Origin of the sequence: Sphingopyxis terrae subsp. terrae NBRC 15098, assembly GCF_001598815.1 — a bacterium.
Classification (GTDB): Bacteria; Pseudomonadota; Alphaproteobacteria; order Sphingomonadales; family Sphingomonadaceae; genus Sphingopyxis; species Sphingopyxis terrae.
This window is the reverse complement of the sequence record NZ_BCZQ01000023.1, coordinates 15,371-34,599: the sequence shown is the minus strand read 5'-3', so window position 1 is coordinate 34,599 and position 19,229 is coordinate 15,371. Positions and strand designations below refer to the sequence as shown.

Here is a 19,229-nt window from a genome sequence, read left to right as displayed (position 1 = left end):
CCTATGACAGCCTTTCTCGATTTCGAAAAACAGGTCGCCGCGCTCGATCGCCAGATTGCCGAATTGCGCGAAATGGGGGACGATCCGTCGCTCAATATCGATGGCGACATTGCCCGGCTCGAGGACAAGTCCTCGAAGATGCTGCGCGACATCTATGCCAAGCTGACGCCCTGGCAAAAGACGCAGGTCGCGCGCCACCCCGACCGGCCGCATTTCAAACATTATGTCGCGGGCCTGTTCGACGACTGGATGCCGCTCGCCGGCGATCGCAATTTCGGCGACGATCAGGCGATTCTGGGCGGCCTCGCTCGCTTTCGCGGTCGGCGCGTGATGGTGATCGGGCACGAGAAGGGCGACGACATTCCGTCGCGCATGAAGCATAATTTCGGCATGGCGAAGCCCGAAGGCTATCGCAAGGCGATCCGCCTGATGCAGCTTGCCGATCGTTTCGGTTTGCCGGTGGTGACGCTGGTCGACACGTCGGGGGCCTTTCCCGGTATCCAGGCCGAAGAGCGCGGCCAGGCGGAAGCGATCGCGCGGTCGACCGAACAATGTCTTGCGCTCGGCGTGCCGATGGTCGCGGCGATCGTCGGCGAGGGCGGCTCGGGCGGCGCCATCGCGCTTGCGGCCGCCAACCGCGTCCTGATGTTCGAACATGCCGTCTATTCGGTGATCTCGCCCGAAGGCTGTGCGTCGATCCTGTGGCGCACCGCCGACAAGGCGCCCGACGCGGCAGCCGCGATGAAGATGTCGGCGCAGGATCTGCTGGGGCTGAAGGTCATCGATCGTATCGTGACCGAGCCCGTCGGCGGCGCGCACCGGGCGCCCGAAGTTGCGATCCAGTCGCTCGGCGATGCGCTCGCGCAGGAACTCGACGGCTTGCAGGGCCAGTCGCGTGAGCGGCTGCGCACCGACCGCGAGGACAAGTTCCTTGCGATGGGGCGCGCCTGAACGGAACCGCCCGCGCCTGCTTCGCGTTCGACTCCCGACCGGTGGGCGATCCCATGATTGCTTGCCTTGATCCCGCGACGGGATATGCCGGCGGGAACGGACCAAAGGGAGGCAATTCAATGACGAAACGGATCACGGCGCGGCTGGCGATGCTGCTTGCGGCAACGGCGCTGGTCGGTGGCGGAGTGGCGGAAGCACAGCTCAAGGCGATCCGCACCGCGACCAGCATCTCGCCCGCCGAGCGCAAACAGGGCGACGAGGCGCATCCGCAACTGCTCGCCGAATTCGGCGGTGCCTATGCGGGGCCGCAGGCGGCCTATGTGAACCGCATCGGTCAGAGTATCGCCGTGCAGTCGGGCCTGTCGCGCAGCCCGAGCGACTTTACCGTGACGCTGCTCAACTCGCCGGTGAACAACGCCTTCGCGATCCCCGGCGGCTATGTTTACGTCACGCGCCAGCTGATGGCGCTGATGAACGACGAGGCCGAACTCGCCGGCGTGCTCGGCCACGAAGTCGGCCATGTCGCTGCGCAGCATAGCAAGAAGCGCCAGTCGGCGGCGACGCGGAACACCATCCTCGGCGTCCTCGCGTCGGTGCTCGGCGGCGCGATCGGCGACAATGGCGGGCTGCTCGGCGGGCTCGGCGGCCTGTTGCAGAATAATGCGATGCAGGTGGCGCAGCTTGCGACCCTCGGCTTCTCCCGCTCGCAGGAGCTTGAGGCCGACCAGCTCGGCGTCCAGTATCTGAAGCGCGCGGGCTATGATCCGATGGCGCTTTCGACGATGCTGGCGAGCCTTGCGAACCAGACCAACCTCGAGGCGCGACTGGCGGGCGGCGACGCGCGGTCGTTGCCCGAATGGGCGAGCACCCACCCCGATCCGGCGTCGCGCGTGCGCAATGCGCAGACGCTCGCCTCGCGGGTCGGCACCGGCGGCGTGCGCAACGCCGACGCCTTCCTCGCGTCGGTTGACGGTGTGCTCTATGGCGATGATCCGGCGCAGGGTGTGGTCGAGGGCAGGGACTTTCTGCATCCCAACCTGCGTCTGCGCTTCACCGTCCCGAACGGCTTTGCAATGCAGAACGGCACCAGCGCGGTGTCGATCAGCGGCAATGGCGGGCAGGCGCAATTTTCGACCGCGGCGTATAGCGGCGACATGACCGCCTATATTGCCAATGTGTTCAAGGCGGTTGCGGGCGATGCCAAAATCACGCCCGGCCCCGTTCAGCGCACGACGGTAAACGGTATCCCCGCCTATTTTTCGTCGGCGCGCGCGAACAGCCAGTCCGGGCAGGTCGATGTGACCGTCTTCGCTTATGAATTTGCGCCGAAAAGCGCTTTCCACTTCGTGACCCTGGCCAAGGCCGGCGGATCGGGCGTTTTCAACCCGATGTTCGGCAGCGTCCGGCGGTTGACGGCAAGCGAGGCCGCCGCGATCCGGCCGCGGCGCGTCGATGTGGTGACGGTGAAGAGCGGCGACAGCGTCGCGGCGCTGGCGAAGCGCATGGCCTACAGCAATTATCAGGCGGAACGGTTTCAGGTGCTCAATCGCCTGTCGGCAACGAGCCGGCTGACGCCGGGACAAAAGGTCAAGCTGGTCGTCTACGCCAATCGCTGACGATCCGACGCAAAAAAGGGCGGTGGCTTGGCCACCGCCCTTTCCTGTTTGATGTCCATCGCCGAAGCGGTGGATGTCGGCTACATTAGGTGCCGGCTTTCTTCAGGCCGCTGTCGACCTTATCGAACGTGTTTTTGACGCTCGTGCCGACGTTGCCCATCACGGTGATGCCCGCGACGGCGATGAGAGCGGCGATCAGGCCGTATTCGATGGCGGTCGCAGCCTTGGTGTTGCGAACGAGCTTCTTGAAGAATTTCATGTCTGGTCTCCTGACAAGTCACTTACCCTGTTGACGGTCTGGTCGTGGTCAACAAGGCAAGATTAGGATCAATTGGTTTTGAATTTCTTAATGCCGATGTGCCGAAATGCTGTTTCGGGAGTCCCGTTTCAGCACATCAGGTGCCGTCCATCGCGGCGACGGATTTTTCCGACACGTTGGTCCACATCGCGTTGGCCGATTTTCCGACGGAAGTGATGGTGACGATCGCGCCCAGAAAGATCAGCGCAAGGATGAGGCCATATTCTACGGCTGTGGCGGCCCTGGTCGACCGCAGCAGCCCATGAAACTTGTTCATTGTTCCGCCCCTGACTGAAGTTATAGTTCCCGAGGATCGGGAAAGTGTCACAGGAAGGTTAACAATTTGGCCGCATCGCATGGCGGAAATACCGCGTCCGACAGCCTTGTCGTGGTCGCCGCGGCGCTGGTGGATCGCGACGGACGCTTGCTGGTTCAGCAGCGCCCCGAAGGCACGTCGATGGCGGGGCTGTGGGAGTTTCCCGGCGGCAAGCGCGAGGTCGGCGAAACGCCCGAGCAGGCGCTTGTTCGCGAGCTGGCGGAGGAACTGGCGATCGACGTCGATCATAGCTGCCTCGCGCCCGCCTGCTTTGCGAGCGACATGCTCGGCGATCGGCATCTGCTGCTGCTGCTCTATGTCTGCCGCAAATGGCGCGGTGCCCCGGTGGCACAGCATGCGACCGCGCTGCGCTGGGTGCGGCCGGTCGAGCTTTACGCGCTCGATATGCCGCCTGCCGACAAGCCGCTTATCGGCCTCCTCGAAGCGCTGATCTAGCGGCTGTAGGAGCGGCCGGGCGCCGGTGGTTCGCCGTTTGCCGGTTCGTCCCATGCGACGAAGGCGATATCGTCGATCCGCACCGGCTTTCCATCGACTTGCAGCAGCGGACGCAGGGGCAGTTCCTCGTCACCGGGCGCAAGGTCGACGTCGAAGCGGAAATCGGTCCATGCGCCGCCGGTCAGCGCGGCCGTGCCGATCGGCTGCCGCGGTGCGCTTTCGATCGCCTTGGTCATGCCGCTGCCCTTCGGTTGCAACTGGACGAACGCCGCTAGCGTCGCGGCGCTATCGCTGCGCGCGCGGCCGACCAGCGTGTAGCGGCGCGCATTCCCGTTGCGGAAGAATGTCGTCGGCGCAACGGTGGCCGATGACGCCGCCGCGTCGGGACGCAGCGCGAGCGCGTGCCCGCCGCCAAAGCCGCCGGCGACGAAATCGATGCTGCCATTCTCGCTTGTCCAGCTCCGGTCGGTGGCGTCGTCGTACCGCGCTGCCTCGAAATCGCCGCGCAGGATCAGGTCGCGGCCGGCCATCGCGCCGGTGGCGGCGGCGCATGGGGCGGCCGGGTCGAGCGCATAGCGGTAGGCGATGACCCCGGAAATCGACGTCGCGGCGCATTCGCGCGGCGGCGCGGGCTGCCGCTGCGGGGTGATGACGCCATGTCCGCCGGACAGGGCGATCCGCGTACCGCGCTCCGCCGACAGGTCGATGATGCGGTGAAGCGCCGCCTGGCGGATCGCGCCCGTCGCCGGAACGGGACGATAGTCGAGGAGCTGGATCGGCAGAATTTCGGCGCGAAACAAGGTGCCGCCGTCCATCCAGACTTTCAGCGCATAGGTCGCCTGCGTTTCGGGGAAATATTGGTCGAAGACGAAATTGCCGAGCGAATAGGCGATCAGCCGCCCCTTATAGAGTTCGAGCCCGTGCGACACATGCGGGTGATGCGACACGACCAGCACCGCGCCCTTGTCGATCGCCAGCTTCATCCGCCGCTCGCTGATGTCGGTGGGGCGGTCGCTATATTCGCTGCTGCCGTGGTACTGGACGATGGGCATGCGCCCGGCTGCGACTTCGCGGGTGACGGCGGTCTCGATATTCTCGTCGCTGCCGAAGGCGGCCCCGCCCTTGGCGCTTTCGGCGACCTGATTGGGTTCGACGCGTCCCTTCCAGCCGACGAAACCGAGCATCGCATAGGGCTGTCCACCAACCTCGATGCGGGCAGCCTTCAGTGCTTCCGCTTCGTTTCGGCCGGCACCCGACCAGGGGATTTTCGCCTTGTCGAGCGCCGCCAGTGTCGAGGCAAGGCCCGGTTCGACATAGTCGTAGACATGATTGTTGCCGAGCGTGACATAATCGATCCCGGCATCGGCGAGCACCTGCGCTGCGTCACGGTGGGTATAGAAGACCACCGTCTTGTCGGGTGCGTCGCCCAGACCCTCGGCCGCGAGCACCGTTTCAAGATTGACCGAGGCGAGGTCGGCGCCCGCGAAATAAGGACGCATCGGTGCGAGCAGCCGCGCCATGTCGGCGGCGCGGGTCGCCGGATGGATCAATGTGCGTTCGCCCCAGATCGGCTTTTCATAGCGGCGCGCCATCATGACATCGCCGCCGAAGAAGAATTCGACGCGGCCCGGCGCGCGCGCCACGACTTCGAGTTGCGGCAGCACGCGCTTGCCGTCCTTCGTGCCCAGTTCGGCGGCGGCGAAGGCGAAATCGGCGTCGAAGATCGCCGAGCCGCGCAGGCTGATCCGGTAATCGGCGGCGTCGGGCAGCGATGCCGTAAGGCTGCCATCGCGCGCAATCGGCACCGGCTGGCCATTGATGCGCGCTTCTATCGCCTGGACATCGACCGTGCCCCCGACGACCGCGACCGTTCCGTCGATGCCGCGGATCGACGCGGGCGCTTCGGCCGCTGCGGCGAGAGGTGCGGTGAGCGGCACGCCCGCGGCGAGCGCGGCGGCGGCGCCCAAATGTCCCCAGAAACGCATCGGTCGCGCCATCACAAATCCTTATTTGGCGAAGAGTTGGTCGAGATCGGCAAAGGCCTTGAACTCGAGGGCATTGCCCGCCGGATCATGGAAGAACATCGTCGACTGTTCGCCCGGCTGGCCGGGAAAGCGCGTGTGCGGTTCGATGACGAAGCGGACGCCCTGATCCTGGAGCCGCGCCGCGAGCGCGCGCCATTCGTCGGGCGGCAGGACGACGCCGAAATGCGGGACCGGCACATCATGGCCGTCGACAGGATTATGGCCCGCCACCGCATCGCGCCGCGCGACCCGGTGCGCGACGATCTGGTGCCCATAGAGGTTGAAGTCGATCCAGTCGCTGTCGCTGCGCCCCTCCGGGCAACCGAGGACGGTGCCATAGAAATGCCGCGCCGCGTCGAGATCGTCGACGGGAAAGGCAAAATGAAAGGGCGTAAGCTGAGCCATATCACTCATCCTTCAAATTTTTCGCCAGAAAGGCGAGGACGTCGCTTTCCGTCGCCGACTTGGCTGCGGCATTGGCGGCAACCGACTGACGCGATTCGGTGGGGGTGTCATAGCCGTGCGTCGCGCCCTTGAAACTGGTCAGCGTGATCTCGCCGCCCTTGTCGCGGCTGCGCGCGACCAGCTTTTCGCAGGAAGCGGGCGACACCTCCTCGTCGGCGGTGCCGATGAAAACGCGCACCGGCGCGTAGGGGCGATAGCCCTGCTTGTCGAAACGGCGCTTGAGCCCGCAGCCGGGGTAAAGCGCGATGCCGACGCGAAAGCCGATCCTGCGCATGTCGCCCGGCTTGTCGTCGGCCATGGCGGCGAGCGTCGCGCTCGCGCCGTTCGACCAGCCGAGGAGCGCGACGCGCGTACCCGCCACATCGGCGCGCTGCTGAAGATAGCGCAGGGCGCCATAGGCGTGGAGGGGGCGGTAGGTGACCTCGTTCACTTCGGCGGGGCGATCCTTGTAGGTGCCGGCGCGGAAGCCCGTCGGATAACCAAGCGGACCGAAGTCATCGACCATCAACGCCACATAGCCGCTGCGCGCGAGCAGGCGCCCCCATGCCCGGTGCCGCGATGCGAGGGTCGCCGCATCATATTTCCCCTTGGCAAGCGACGAATAGGCGCCGGCGCGTCCGTGCATCATCACGACGGCGGGCGATTGCGCGGGGGCATTGTCCGCCTTGAAGACATAACCCTTGATCATCGTCTTGCCGTCGCGGCTGGGGAATTCGACCGCTTCGACCGACACGCGCTGCGCAGCCGCGGGAACGGCGAGGGTCATGCTGGCTGCAAGCGCCGCGAGCGGGATGAAACGCATCATCGTCATTTCCTTTCGAGCGTGATCGTTCGCGCGACGCCGTCGCGGCGCGGGTCGGCGGCGCCATCGAAGCGGCCATCCCGGATCATGACGCCGTGGAGTCCCGAATCCTCACCCGATCCGGCACGGACTTCGACGCCGCGCCGCGCCATTTCGGCGCGCATTGCGGGCGGAAAGCGGCTTTCCTCACCCGCGAAGGTTGCGCCGCGCGCGACCAGATTGGGGAGCGCGACCGCCTTTTGCAGCGGTAGTCCCCAATCGATTACGCCGACCAGCGCCTTCGATACATAGGCGAGGATCGCGTTGCCGCCCGGCGACCCGATCGCGCCGGCAAGGCTACGGTCACGGTGCAATATCACGAGCGGGGTCATCGAAGACCGCGGCCGCTTGCCCGGCGCGATGGCATTGGGACCAGTGGGGACGAACGAAAAGTCGGTCATCTGGTTGTTCAGGAAAAAGCCGTCGACCATGCGCCCCGACCCGAAATAGCTTTCGACCGTGGTGGTCATCGACACCGCATTGCCGTCGCCGTCGATGATCACGAAGTGCGAGGTGCCCGGGACTTCATCGGTGGCGTCCGCCGCCGCGACGATTGCACCGGGCGGGGTTCCGGCAGACGGCGGCGGCCCGGCCCGGTCCTTGATGAGCGCGGCGCGGGCAGCGACATAGGCGGGATCGAGCAGCCCCTTGACCGGGACGTTCGGCACATCGCCGACATAGGCGTCGCGGTCGGCATACATCAGCCGGCTCGCTTCGGCATATTCGACCCAGGCGACCGCGTCGTCGGGGCCGCGCGCCGCGATATCGCTATGTTCGATCATCGCCATAAGCTGCAGCAAGCCCACCCCGCTCGACGGCGGCGGCGGCGCGCAGAGCAGATAGACGCGATAGCCATTGCACAGCGCCTGCCGGACCACGGGGCGATAGCCGGCAAGATCGGCTGCGGTCATGCTGCCCGGCAAGGCGCCTTCGTGCAGACGCGCGACAATGCGCGCGGCAGTGGCGCCGCGATAGAGGGCGTCGGCGCCCTCGGCGGCAAGGCGCTGGACGAAGGCGGCATAGGCGGGATTGCGCAGCGTGTCGCCGGCGCGAACCTTGCCGCCATGTCCGTCGCTGAAATACCGCACCACATCGGGCGCGCTCGCCTGCGGATAGGGGCCATGAACGAAGCGTTCGAGGCGAGCGGTGACGGTGAAGCCTTCGCGTGCCGTCCGCTCGGCACTGCCGAAGAGGTCGCGCCAAGCCAGTTTTCCGCGGTCGTGCTGCGCCATTGCCAGCATCGCCACCGCGCCCGGCACCCCCGTCGCGCGGCCGCTGAGCACCGCGGTCCGGAAGGGCAGCGGTTTGCCGTCCGCATCGAGGAACATGTCCGAGGTCGCACCGGCGGGTGCGGTTTCGCGCCCGTCATAGACGGTGACGCCGCGTGTGGCGGCGTCATAATAGACCATGAAGGCCCCGCCACCGAGCCCCGAGCTTTGCGGTTCGACCAGCCCGAGCATCGCCTGGACTGCGACGGCTGCGTCGACGGCGTTGCCGCCGCGACGCAGCACGTCGAGTCCCGCTTCGACCGCGAGTGGATGCGCGGCCGCGACGAACGCCTGTTCGTCGGCGGAAGAGGGAGCGGGCGGTGGAGCGACCGTTTGCGGCGGCGCGACCGGCGCGCAGGCCGCGAGCAGGCCGGCGGCGAGCAGGATCAGGCGGCGGCGCATCATGGTTCCACTGCCAGCGCGCCGGGGCGCCGCGGATCGGCGGCGCCGAGGAACAGGCCCTTGTCGATCATGATCGATTGTTCGCTGCCCATTGTCTCATCGCTGGTGATCGGATGGCCCATCGCCTTCAGCGCGGCGACGGTGTCCGGGTTGAAATTGGGTTCGACGCGCAGCGTGTCGCTCGCACCCTGATAGATGCGCGGTTGGTGCGTCGCTTCGGCGATGTTCATGCCATGATCGATGACGTTGACAAGAACCTGCACGACCGAGGTGATGATCGTGCTGCCGCCGGGGGTTCCGGTGACGATCCACGGCTTGCCGTCCTTCATCACGATCGTCGGCATCTGCGTCGACAACATTCGCTTGCCCGGCTCCATTGCGTTGAGCGGTGGCGGTGTGCCGGTTCGCTGTGCCTCCCAGGCCTGTTCGTGGCTGAAATTGTTCATCTCGTTGTTGAGGAGGATGCCCGTTCCCGCGATCATTACCCCCGATCCGAAGTCCGAACCGAGCGTGAAGGTCGTCGAGACGACATTGCCGTCCTTGTCGGCGACCGAGAAATGCGTCGTCGAGGGGCTTTCGTAGCGGAGCGGGTCGCCGAAAGGCATGGCGTCGATCGGCTTGGCGCGCGCAGGGTCGATCAGTTTCGCGCGCTCGGCGGCATAGGCTTTCGAAATGAAACCGCCGACCGGCGCGGTGACGAAGGCGGGATCGCCCAGCGCGCGGTAGCGGTCAACATAGCCGAGCTTCATCGCCTCGGCCATCACATGCAGCGACGCCGCCGAATTGGCGCCCATCGCCTTGACGTCGAAATGTTCGAGCTGGTTGAGGATATTGAGCAGCGTTGCCCCGCCCGCGCTCGATGGCGGCGCGGTGTAGATGGTGTAACCGCGGTAGCTGCCGACCAGCGGGGCGCGCTCCTGCGGGCGATAGGCGGCGAGGTCGTCGAGCGTGATGAGCCCGCCATGCGCCTTCATGTCGGCGGCGATCCGGCGCGCGACTTCGCCCTTGTAAAAGCCGTCGGCGCCATGCTGCGCGATCTCGCCCAGCGTCCAGGCGAGGTCGGGGCGCTTCATCACCTCGTCCTTTCGGTACAGACTGCCGTCGGGCTTGTAGAAGGCGGCCTTGCCCGCCGCGCTCTTCGACAGCCGATCCTTGCCCCAGCTGAAAACGAAAGCCTCGTCGGCGCTCAGCCGCACGCCGTCGGCGGCCAGCGCGATGGCGGGAGCGACAATCTTGTCCCACGACAGCTTGCCCCATTTGCGATGGGCATAGTCGAAACCCGCGACCGTTCCCGGCACCGCGGGCGCCAGATAGCCGTAGCTCGCGACCGCGCGCTCCTTGCCGCGATTGTCGACGAACATGGCGGGGGTCGCGGCGCGTGGGGCGACCGAGCGGAAATCGATCACGCGCACCTCGCCCGAGGCGGCGTCGTAGACGCTCATATAGCCGTCGCCGCCGATATTGCCCGCGCGCGGCAGCGTAACCGACAGGGCGAAGCCGACCGCGATCGCGGCATCGACGGCATTGCCGCCTTCGCGCAGGATCTTCGCGCCGACCTCGCTGGCGATGGCGTTCTGGCTGACCACCATGCCGCGCGTTCCCACCGTCGGCGAATGGATCGACGGATATTCGAGGAGGTGGCGGCTCTGCGCGGCGAGGGGCGCGGGGAGTGCCAGCGTCAGCGCGAGCGAAGCGGCGATCAGGCGGCGGAAGATCATCGGCGAACCCTTTTCTTATTCTCTGACGGCCGGTCGGGAAGACGGCGCGGGAGGGGGAGCCCCCACGCCGCCTGTCCCGGCGACCCGGCGGCGGTCAGAAACGCTTGCTGATCGAAGCGTAGAACTGACGGCCGCGGTTGCTGTACAGATCGCCGATATAGCCGAAGCTCTGATCGGCGAGCGGCGCGAGCTCGTTGAACAGGTTGCGCACCCCGATGCGGAAGCGCGTATCCTTGAGCGGGCCCTTCTCGGCCTCATATTGCACATAGACGCTGTGCGACATGTAATCCTTGACGCGGAACAGCGTCCCGTCGGCCAGCGCCGCCGAGGTGTCGTTCACCGGGCCGACATAGCTGCCGTACCAGCCCGCGCCCCAGCCCTTGTAGCGCCAGGTCAGGCTGGCCGATCCGCGCCACTTCGGACGGCCGTTCTGTTCCACCAGGCTTTCGGCGCCCGAGATGATGATCGTCGGATCGATGTCGCCCGACGTCTGGGCATCGAGCAGCATCTGCTGCATGTCGCCCGGCACCTGATAGAACTCGAGCAGGCGCGCCGCGTTGACGCGCAGGCTGATGTCGCCGATGCCCGTGTTGCGCATCTGATAATAGAGGCCGAAGTCGATACCGCGGACGCGGCGCGGGCTGAGGTTGGTATAATTGTCGATCACCTGGATCACGTCGCCGACGGGCGCGATGCCCGTGCCGTCGAAGTCGTCGATATCGGCGGGGGTCGGATCGGCCCGCTGAACATTGGGGTTCGACGAACCCTGCAGACGGAGCAAATAGTCGAGGATGAGTGCATTGGAGTCGCCGAACAGGCCGATCACCTGCTTTTGCCGGATTTCCCAATAGTCGGTGGTCAGCGTCAAACGACCCGCGGCGCCGAAATTCATCTGGAAAGTTCCGCCGACCGACAGGTTTTGAGCCGTTTCGGGTTTCAGCTCCTTGCTGCCCGACCGGTTGCTGACGATGCCCTGTGCCTGACCGCACTCGTCGAAATTGGCGATGCGCGCCGCGCGCAGGTCTGCCTCGCAGCGGATCCAGTCGGTGCGCGTGTTTGACCGCTGGATACCATTTTCGAACAATTGCGGCAGGTTCGGCGCGCGGAAGCTTTCGGACCAGCTGCCGCGCAGCTGGAAGTTGCGCACCGGATACCAGGACAAGGCGATCTTCGGCTTCGCGACCGATCCGAAGCCCTGATAGGATTCGGCGCGGCCCGCAAGTTGCAGGTCGAGTGCATGGACCAGCGGCACATTCATCTCGGGCGAGACCAGCGGCACCGCAAATTCGAGGAAGGCCGACAGCACATCGCGCGACCCGCTGCTGTCGGGGGTCGGGCTTGCGCCCATCGCGTCGCTGCCGTTCGACGAGCCGTCGGGCGCGACGTAGAAGATCGTGCCGTCGAGCCGGTCGTCGCGATCGTCCGCAAAGGTTTCGTGACGGAATTCGACGCCGGTCGCCATCCCGACCCGGCCGCCCGGCAGTTCGAACAGGTCGTTCTTGCTGAGCTTGAAATCGGCGAGGTAAAGCTCGGTCGTGCTGATGCGGCCGATATCGACCATGAAGCTGTCGATCACCTCCTGCGGATTGGGCGAGGAATCGAGCGTGCCGGGATTGAGCGGATCGCCGCCGTTGAACGGGTTATAGGCGGTCGCATCGGTACGGCTCAGCGCTTCTTCGAACAGCGTCATCGAAATCGTGTGCATGCTGTCCTTGGTCCGGGCGCGCGAGTAAAGCGCCGCGGTGTCGAAATCGAAGCCGAGCAGCTTGCCGCGCAGCCCGCCGAGGAAGCGGGTGGTGTCGTTCTTGACGTTGACGATCGTCGGGCCAGCATCGACCGGGCGATAGTCGATCAGTTCGATCGGCACCCCGGCATCGGACACGCCGGTCAGACCCGGAATCCGGTTCGGGCTGCCGACCGGACCGAAGGGGTTCCAATAGCCGTTTGCGGGGATGATCAGCCGCTGGCTCGACAGGTTGGTTTCGGTATCGCGGTAGGCGCGATAATCCGAATGATACCAGCCTGCCTCGGCATAGAATTCCAGCCCCGAATCAAATTCATGATTCAGGAAGCCGAACAGGTTGAAGCGATTGTTGCGTCCCAGAATCGTGCGCAGATAGTTGGTGTCGTACCGCAGATTTTCGTCGCTCGAGATGGTCGATAGCGAGCTGTTGTCCCAGCAGGTGCCGGCATATTGGGTCGGCGCGATGCAGCCGTCGTTGGTGTCGGGCTGGACATGGAAGATGCCGCTGGTCGTCAGCGCGACGCCGTCGATGCGCGCCGTCGTGGTCGAGGGGGCGTAACTGTTCGTCAGACGCTGGAATTCGCCCCAGATGGTATCGACCGATGTGTTGCGGAAATCGGTGTCGCCCTCGAACGCCGTCCCGACGAGCAGCGGGCGCAGGTCCGACGAGCGCGAGTTGTAGCGTTCGCGCGCATAAAGCGGGTCGCGGTGGTTGAACGACCCGAACAGCGAAATGTTGGTGCGGCCGTCGTTGAACGTGTGGCCCGCTTCGAACGACAGTTCATATTCGCGCTGATCGCTGTCGTCGGTCAGGCTATATTCGCCGGTAACGCGCAGCCCCTTGAAATTGTCCTTGAGCACGGTGTTGATGACGCCGGCGACCGCATCCGATCCATAGATGGCGGCGGCGCCGTCGAGCAGAACCTCGACGCGGCGGACCCCCGTCACCGGGATGGTGTTGGTGTTGACGCTTTGCACCGGAACCAGATTTTCGGACTGGGTGCCGGGGTGCAGCACCATGCGGCGCCCGTTGAGGAGGACGAGCGTGTTGCCCGTGCCCAGCGCGCGCAGGTTGATCGACGCGACGTCGCCGCGCGCGTCGTTGATGCCGCCGGCGTCGCGGCTTTCGTTGAAGGCCACATCGCCCGCCTGCGGAATGGCGCGGAACAGGTCGTCACCGCTCGTCGCGGCAATGGCGTCGATATCCTGTTCGTTGAGCAACGTCAGCGGCAGCGCCCCCGCGACGTCGGCGCCCTTGATCTGCGATCCGGTGACGACGATCGCTTCGCCCGAATCCTGTTCGATATCCTCGGCGATTTGCGGTTCGGGTTCGGCGCGGTCCTGCGCCATGGCGGCGGTTGCACTGGCGAGCAGCGAAATGCCGCCCATCAGGCTGATGAATTTTTGACCCCTGTTCATGCTATTGGCCCTTCCCTGAGATTTGGCAGATAAGCGATTGTATTTTTGTATTAATCCTCTCGATCGATAAGCGCGGCGACGCGCGCGGCGGACCCTGCGGCATAGGTCCAGCCCAAGGCCCCATGTCCCGTGTTCGCGATCACCCCCGGCGCGATCGGCCGCGTGATCGGCAGCGAATCGGGGGTCATGGGCCGCAGCCCCGCCCAGCTCGATTCGATCGCGTCATAGGTCGCCGCTTCGGGCAGCGCGGCGCGGGCGCTGGCGATCAACGTGGCGAGCCGCCGCGGATCGACCGCGGCGTCGCGCTGCGCCAGGTCGGCGAGGCCGGCAATCCGCATGCGATTGCCCAGCCGGGCGAAAACGACCCGGTTCGCAGCGTCGGTGATGCTGACCGTCGGCGCGGCCGCGCCCGGCCCGGCGGTGATCGAATAGCCCTTCATCGGCATGATCGGCAGGCGGACGCCGAAGCTCCGCGCCAGCGCGAGCGATCCCGTGCCCGAACATAATAGGATCCGGTCGGCGGCGAACCGCCGACCGTCCCGTGCGACGACCGCAGGGCGCCGCGCGTCGGGCTCGATCGCGGCAACGTCGGTGCGGAACCAGCTTGCGCTTCGTCCATGCGCCGCCAAGGCAGCCCGCGCGCCGTTGCAGAAGCGATAGGGGTCGCCCACTTCCTCGCCGCGGTCGAACACCGCGCCGGCGATTTCCGGCCGGATCGCGCCCAGCGCGGGTTCGATCGCCACCGCTTGGCCGGCGTCGATCAGGCTTTGCCGAGCACCATGTTCGGCCTTCATCGCGGCGACACGCTCGGCCGCCGCAAAGCTTTTGGCGCTGCGATAGAGGATGAGCTTGCCGGGGGCGCTGCGCGCGAATTCGATGCCGTGCCGCTGCGTCAGCCGGTCGAGCGCCGCGCGCGATTCGATGGCGAGCATCATGCCGGCCAGCGTGTTGCGGCGGAACCGCCCCGCCGAGGCATTGCGCAGAAAGGCGATGCTCCAGCGCAGCAAATCGGGATCGAGCGAGGGCGTGAGGCGAAAGGCCGGATCGAGTCCCATCAGCAACCGTGGCAATTGCGCCACGGTCGACGGGCTCGCAAAAGCGTCGGTATAGGCATAGCTCAACTGCGCGCCATTGGCGAAGGAGGTGCCAAGGCCCGGGCCCTCGGCCGCGTCGATGAGCGTGACGCGGTGGCCGCGGTCGGAAAGGGTCAGCGCGGTCGCCATGCCGACGACGCCGGCGCCGATCACGATCAGCTCCTGCGGCCGCCTTGTCTGCGGCGGTTCGTCCAGTCCGAACGTGGCCCGCATCGATCAACCCGATCCCCCCGTGGCAGGGCGAAAGGGAAAATTCCGCCGCCTGCTCTCGGGGCAGAATATCGAAGGGTCACGCCGCGCAAATATGCAACATTTGTGACATCCATAGCCAAAGGCTATGGGCGGTCGGCACGGATCCCCTCGAGGGTTTCTTCGAGCGTGCGCAGGAACTGGCGCGCGATCTTCGACGGCGGCCGGTCCTCCAGCGTGACGTAGGAGACGGTGAACCCCAGTGGCGGGTCGGTCGGTAGCCAGCGATAGCCGGGCGATTGCCAGGCGCGCGCGGTGAATTCGTCGATCACCGTGACGCCGCCCTCGAGCTGGGCCAGACGCGCCGCGATGAAGAAGGTCTGGACCGATACCGATTCGCGATAGGTGATGCCGCGATCGCGCGCCGCGCGGGTGAGGACGTCGCCGATCGGTCCCGTCGCCGCCACGCCGATGACATCGCGGTCGGCCAGCTGGTCGAGTGCAAGGCGCGGGCCGGCATCGGCGAAGGCGCCGTCGGGGAAGAAGACGACCAGCTCGCCTTCCGCCAGCAGCGAGCGCGTCAGGCGCGGATGGCGCGGCGGCGTATAGGCGATCGCGATGTCGGTTTCGCGCTCGATCAGCGATTGCACCAGATCGTCATGGTGATGCGTATGCACCTCGAAGGTCACGCGCGGCCATTCGCGGCGGAACTGGGCCATCGCCTGCGGTACGACGTCGAGCGCCAGGCTGGGCACGATGCCGAGCCGGATATGCCCGCCGCCCGCTTGCGACAGATTGCGCGCGGTATGCTGGAGCGAGGTGATGCGGTCGAAAATATCGCCCGCCTCGTGCATCAGCGCATGCGCCTCGTCGGTGGGGACGAGGCGGCCGCGGGCGAGCTGGAACAGCGAGAAGCCCAGACCGTCCTCGGCATGACGCAGCGTCTTCGAAACCGAAGGCTGCGACACGCCAAGCGCGGCGCTGATCGACCCGTGCGTATAGACGGCGTGAAAGACTTCGATCTGGCGAAAGCGCATGCCGCGACTGTACTCCCGCAAAAGCTGGGGTCCAGTGCCCTTTACGCTCATGCGCGCTGCGCGATCGCCTCGACCTCGATCAGGGCGCCGTCGGCAAGCAACGCCGAAACCACCGTCGAGCGCGCAGGGAAGGGCGCACCGAAATGGCGGCGATAGGCCGCGTTGAACGCGGCGCCGAACCGCGCGTCGGTCAGCCAAGCCGTCACCTTGACGACATCGGCGGCGGTGCAGCCTTCGGCGGCGAGCACGGCGATCAGATTGGCGAGCGCCTGCTCGGCTTGCGCTTCGATTCCTCCGGCGACAATCTTGCCGTCGTCGCCGCGCGCGAGCTGTCCGGATGTGAAGACGAGCGACCCGGCGCAGCGGGCAGGGGAAAGCGGCGGTCCCGACATGATGATCCTCTCCTGTTTGGTGGCGACAGGTTTCTAGGCGCAGACCATTGAGCAAAATATCGCCGATCGGCGGGTAATCCATAGCCTTGAGCTATAGATTTCAGTTTCGGAAAGGCGTCGAGCGCGGGCGGCTGCGGCAGAAAATTTTGCTGACGACTTGTCCGGTCCCCCGAGTGCCTTAACGGTCGCCGTAGCGTAAACTGTTGCTTTTTGGTCACGAATTTCGGGAAAATCAGCCTCTGGCGTCGCGATGGCGTTGACGCGACCCGCCGCCGTATTACAGCGACCAGTCACCGCCAGTGCATCCCCTCCTTAGGCCCGATGGGTCACCTCTGGCGGTATGGAGAGAGAGACTATCATGACTTTGCGCAACATTTTGTTGGGCGCCACGATGCTGTGCGCCGCGACCACCCCCGCCATCGCTTTCGCTCAGGACACCGCTGAGGCGCCCGCAAGCGACACCGATTATGGCAATGACATCATCGTCACCGCGACCAAGCGCTCGCAGACGCTTCAGGATACGCCGATCGCCGTTTCGGTGACCTCGGCCGCCGATATCCAGAACGCGCAGATCCGCGACCTTATCGACCTGCAGTCGGCGGTCCCCAGCCTTCGCGTGTCGCAGCTCCAGTCGAGCGCGAACACCAACTTCATCATCCGCGGCTTCGGCAACGGCGCGAACAATCCGGGCATCGAGCCCTCGGTCGGCGTCTTCATCGATGGCGTCTATCGTTCGCGTTCGGCCGCCCAGATCGGCGACCTTCCGAATGTCGAGCGCATTGAAGTGCTGCGCGGTCCGCAGTCGACTTTGTTCGGCAAGAATGCGTCGGCGGGCGTAATCAGCATCGTCACGCAGAAGCCGCAGTATGAATTCGGCGGTTCGGTCGAGGCGAGCTACGGCAATTACGACGCCTTCGTCATCAAGGGCGACATCACCGGCCCGATCAGCGACAAGATCGCCTTCTCGCTCGGGGGCAACTACAACCGCCGCGACGGCTATGCCCGTGACGTCAACCTCGACACCGACGTCAACGATCGCAACCGCTGGGGCGTGCGCGGCCAGCTGCTGTTCGAACCGACCGAGGCGCTGACGATCCGCCTGATCGGCGATTATGACAAGATCGACGAGAATTGCTGCATCGCCGGCAACGTCATCGCCGGCCCGACGGTCGCGATCACCAATGCCCTCGCGGGCGGCCCCAGCGTCGATGCGAACAATCCCTTCTCGTATCGCGTCTACAACAACTTCCTGTCGTCGAACCTGATCAAGAATTACGGTGGTTCGGGCCAGATCGACTATGATCTCGGCAACATGTCGCTGACCTCGATCAGCGCCTATCGCGAGGTTCGCTCCAACACCAACCAGGATTCGGACTTCACCAGCGCCGACCTGATCGGTCAGAAGTCGGACGATACCGCGATCAACACCTTCACGCAGGAACTGCGTCTGGCGTCGGATTTCGACGGCCCGATCAACTTCCTGATCGGCGGCTATTATTTCAACGAGAAGATCAAGCAGCACAGCCAGATCTATTTCGGTGACGATTTCCGCGACTATGGCAATGCGCTGATCCAGGCGGCAAGCGGCGGCGCGCTGAGCGTTCCGACGCTTGAGGGTGCACTCGGCACCTATGAGGGCAACCCGGCCAAATATGTCGGCACCTTCTTCCACGCCGGTGACGGGATGGACGAATATTACCGCATGAAGAACACCGCCTGGTCGATCTTCGGCACGGTGGATTTCGACGTGACCGATCGCCTGACGCTGACCCTCGGTGGCAACTACACCAAGGACAAGAAGCGCTTCACGACCGACGTGACGAGCACCGACGTCTTTTCGGGCATCGACCTCGATGCAGCGGCCTATGCGCCGTTCCGCAATCAGCTGATCTATCAGGGCGGCCTCGCTCAAACGATCGGCGGTCCCGATGTCCTTAACCTCGGACGCCCGGCGACTGCCGCAGAAATCGCGGCGTTTGCGGGCGCAAATCCCACTGCCTTTGCCGGAATCTCGGGGCAGGTCCAGGCTATTGCCGACGCAAACCAGAACAACCCGGCGGCGAACCCGCTGAACGGGCTGAAGGATTTCCAGTTTCTGCCGCCCTTCCTGAATGTTCCGAACAGCGTCGAACCCGGCAAGACCAACGATGGCGACTTCAGCTACAGCGCGCGTCTGGCCTATAAGCTGACCGACACGGTCAACGTCTATGCGACCTATGCGACGGGCTTCAAGGCAAGCTCGGTCAACCTGTCGCGCGACAGCCGCCCGCTCGCCAGCGACCTGCCCGCGATCATCGCAGGCGGTCTCGGCACCGCGAATCTGGTGTCGGGCACCCGCTTTGCGGCGCCCGAGGAATCGACGGTGTACGAAGCCGGGCTGAAGGCACAGTGGTCGGTCGCGGCCTTGAACCTTGCGGTGTTCAAGCAGTCGATCAAGGGCTTCCAGTCGAACGTCTTCACCGGCACCGGCTTCGCGCTCGCCAACGCGGGCAAGCAGTCGACCTGGGGTCTCGAATTCGACGGTTCGGTCCGTCCGGTGCAGGGACTGAACCTGTCGCTGGCGGTGACCTGGCTCGATCCGAAGTACGACAGCTTCGTCGCCTCGGCATTCGGTGACCTGTCGGGCAAGAAGCCCGCGGGCATCCCCGATCTGTCGGTTTCGATGGGCGGTACCTATACCTATGAATTCGCGGGCGGGACGAAGGCGATCGCGCACGTCGACTATCAGTATGAAAGCCCGACGCAGATCGTCGACGGCCTGTCGGGCTTCCCCGCCAGCGTCGCGCAGAATCTGAAGCGTGAGGTCAACCAGCTCAATGCGTCGTTCACCGTCGCGCTGACCAACGGCTTCGAACTGGGCGTGTGGGGCCGCAACCTGACCAATGCGCAATATCTGACGACGATCTTCAACGCCGTCGCGCAGGCGGGCAGCGTGTCGGGCTATCCCAGCCAGCCGCGCACCTATGGCGTCACCGGCCGCTTCAAATTCTGATCGGCCC

The 19,229-nt window shown here is 65.4% G+C and carries 15 protein-coding genes; 4 read left to right on the top strand and 11 right to left on the bottom strand.

What is annotated here, in order from left to right; translation table 11 throughout:
• Positions 1-3: 3 nt before the first annotated feature.
• A complete protein-coding gene (locus STE01S_RS14600; RefSeq protein ID WP_058813221.1) occupies positions 4-951 on the top strand; it encodes an acetyl-CoA carboxylase carboxyltransferase subunit alpha in 948 nt (315 codons plus the stop codon).
• Between the two features lie 119 nt (positions 952-1,070).
• Complete coding sequence (locus tag STE01S_RS14595) at positions 1,071-2,567, top strand: M48 family metalloprotease (protein ID WP_062768952.1); 1,497 nt, start codon at positions 1,071-1,073, stop codon at positions 2,565-2,567.
• An 85-nt stretch (positions 2,568-2,652) separates the two neighbouring features.
• Here STE01S_RS14595 and STE01S_RS14590 read toward each other — a convergent pair whose 3' ends face one another.
• Complete coding sequence (locus STE01S_RS14590) at positions 2,653-2,826, bottom strand: Flp family type IVb pilin (RefSeq protein WP_062768950.1); 174 nt, start codon at positions 2,824-2,826, stop codon at positions 2,653-2,655.
• Between the two features lie 136 nt (positions 2,827-2,962).
• A complete protein-coding gene (locus STE01S_RS14585; protein WP_062768947.1) occupies positions 2,963-3,142 on the bottom strand; it encodes a Flp family type IVb pilin in 180 nt (59 codons plus the stop codon).
• A 66-nt stretch (positions 3,143-3,208) separates the two neighbouring features.
• Between STE01S_RS14585 and STE01S_RS14580 the strand changes: the two genes are divergently transcribed.
• The gene (locus tag STE01S_RS14580; RefSeq protein ID WP_062768944.1) at positions 3,209-3,637 is read left to right on the top strand and encodes a (deoxy)nucleoside triphosphate pyrophosphohydrolase; all 429 of its coding nucleotides are present in this window, start codon (positions 3,209-3,211) and stop codon (positions 3,635-3,637) included.
• On the opposite strand, the gene STE01S_RS14575 is transcribed toward STE01S_RS14580, so the two are convergent.
• From STE01S_RS14575 to STE01S_RS14535, 9 genes are all read right to left on the bottom strand, one after another.
• Positions 3,634-5,634, bottom strand: a complete 2,001-nt coding sequence (locus STE01S_RS14575; RefSeq protein WP_062768941.1) for a CapA family protein — start codon at positions 5,632-5,634, stop codon at positions 3,634-3,636. The genes STE01S_RS14580 and STE01S_RS14575 overlap by 4 nt on opposite strands.
• A 9-nt stretch (positions 5,635-5,643) precedes the next feature.
• Positions 5,644-6,066, bottom strand: a complete 423-nt coding sequence (locus STE01S_RS14570; RefSeq protein ID WP_062768938.1) for a VOC family protein — start codon at positions 6,064-6,066, stop codon at positions 5,644-5,646.
• A gap of 1 nt (position 6,067) precedes the next feature.
• Positions 6,068-6,931: a dienelactone hydrolase family protein gene (locus STE01S_RS14565; protein ID WP_162928293.1), complete on the bottom strand. Its 864-nt coding sequence runs from the start codon at positions 6,929-6,931 to the stop codon at positions 6,068-6,070.
• A gap of 2 nt (positions 6,932-6,933) precedes the next feature.
• A complete protein-coding gene (locus STE01S_RS14560; RefSeq protein WP_120694195.1) occupies positions 6,934-8,640 on the bottom strand; it encodes a gamma-glutamyltransferase family protein in 1,707 nt (568 codons plus the stop codon).
• Positions 8,637-10,355, bottom strand: a complete 1,719-nt coding sequence (gene ggt, locus STE01S_RS14555) for a gamma-glutamyltransferase (protein ID WP_062768933.1) — start codon at positions 10,353-10,355, stop codon at positions 8,637-8,639. The genes STE01S_RS14560 and ggt overlap by 4 nt, the downstream gene beginning before the upstream one ends.
• A 94-nt stretch (positions 10,356-10,449) precedes the next feature.
• The gene (locus tag STE01S_RS14550; RefSeq protein ID WP_062768930.1) at positions 10,450-13,518 is read right to left on the bottom strand and encodes a TonB-dependent receptor domain-containing protein; all 3,069 of its coding nucleotides are present in this window, start codon (positions 13,516-13,518) and stop codon (positions 10,450-10,452) included.
• A gap of 50 nt (positions 13,519-13,568) precedes the next feature.
• Positions 13,569-14,825: an FAD-dependent oxidoreductase gene (locus tag STE01S_RS14545; protein ID WP_062768927.1), complete on the bottom strand. Its 1,257-nt coding sequence runs from the start codon at positions 14,823-14,825 to the stop codon at positions 13,569-13,571.
• A gap of 122 nt (positions 14,826-14,947) precedes the next feature.
• Positions 14,948-15,838 carry a LysR family transcriptional regulator gene (locus tag STE01S_RS14540; protein WP_062768924.1) on the bottom strand — a complete coding sequence of 297 codons (891 nt, stop codon included), beginning with the start codon at positions 15,836-15,838 and terminating at the stop codon, positions 14,948-14,950.
• A gap of 47 nt (positions 15,839-15,885) precedes the next feature.
• Positions 15,886-16,230 (bottom strand): RidA family protein, encoded by a 345-nt coding sequence (locus tag STE01S_RS14535; protein ID WP_003052835.1) that lies wholly within the window; start codon positions 16,228-16,230, stop codon positions 15,886-15,888.
• 358 nt (positions 16,231-16,588) lie between these two features.
• Here STE01S_RS14535 and STE01S_RS14530 point away from each other — a divergent pair, with 358 nt between their 5' ends.
• Positions 16,589-19,222, top strand: a complete 2,634-nt coding sequence (locus tag STE01S_RS14530; RefSeq protein ID WP_062768921.1) for a TonB-dependent receptor — start codon at positions 16,589-16,591, stop codon at positions 19,220-19,222.
• The last annotated feature ends 7 nt before the right edge of the window (positions 19,223-19,229 follow it).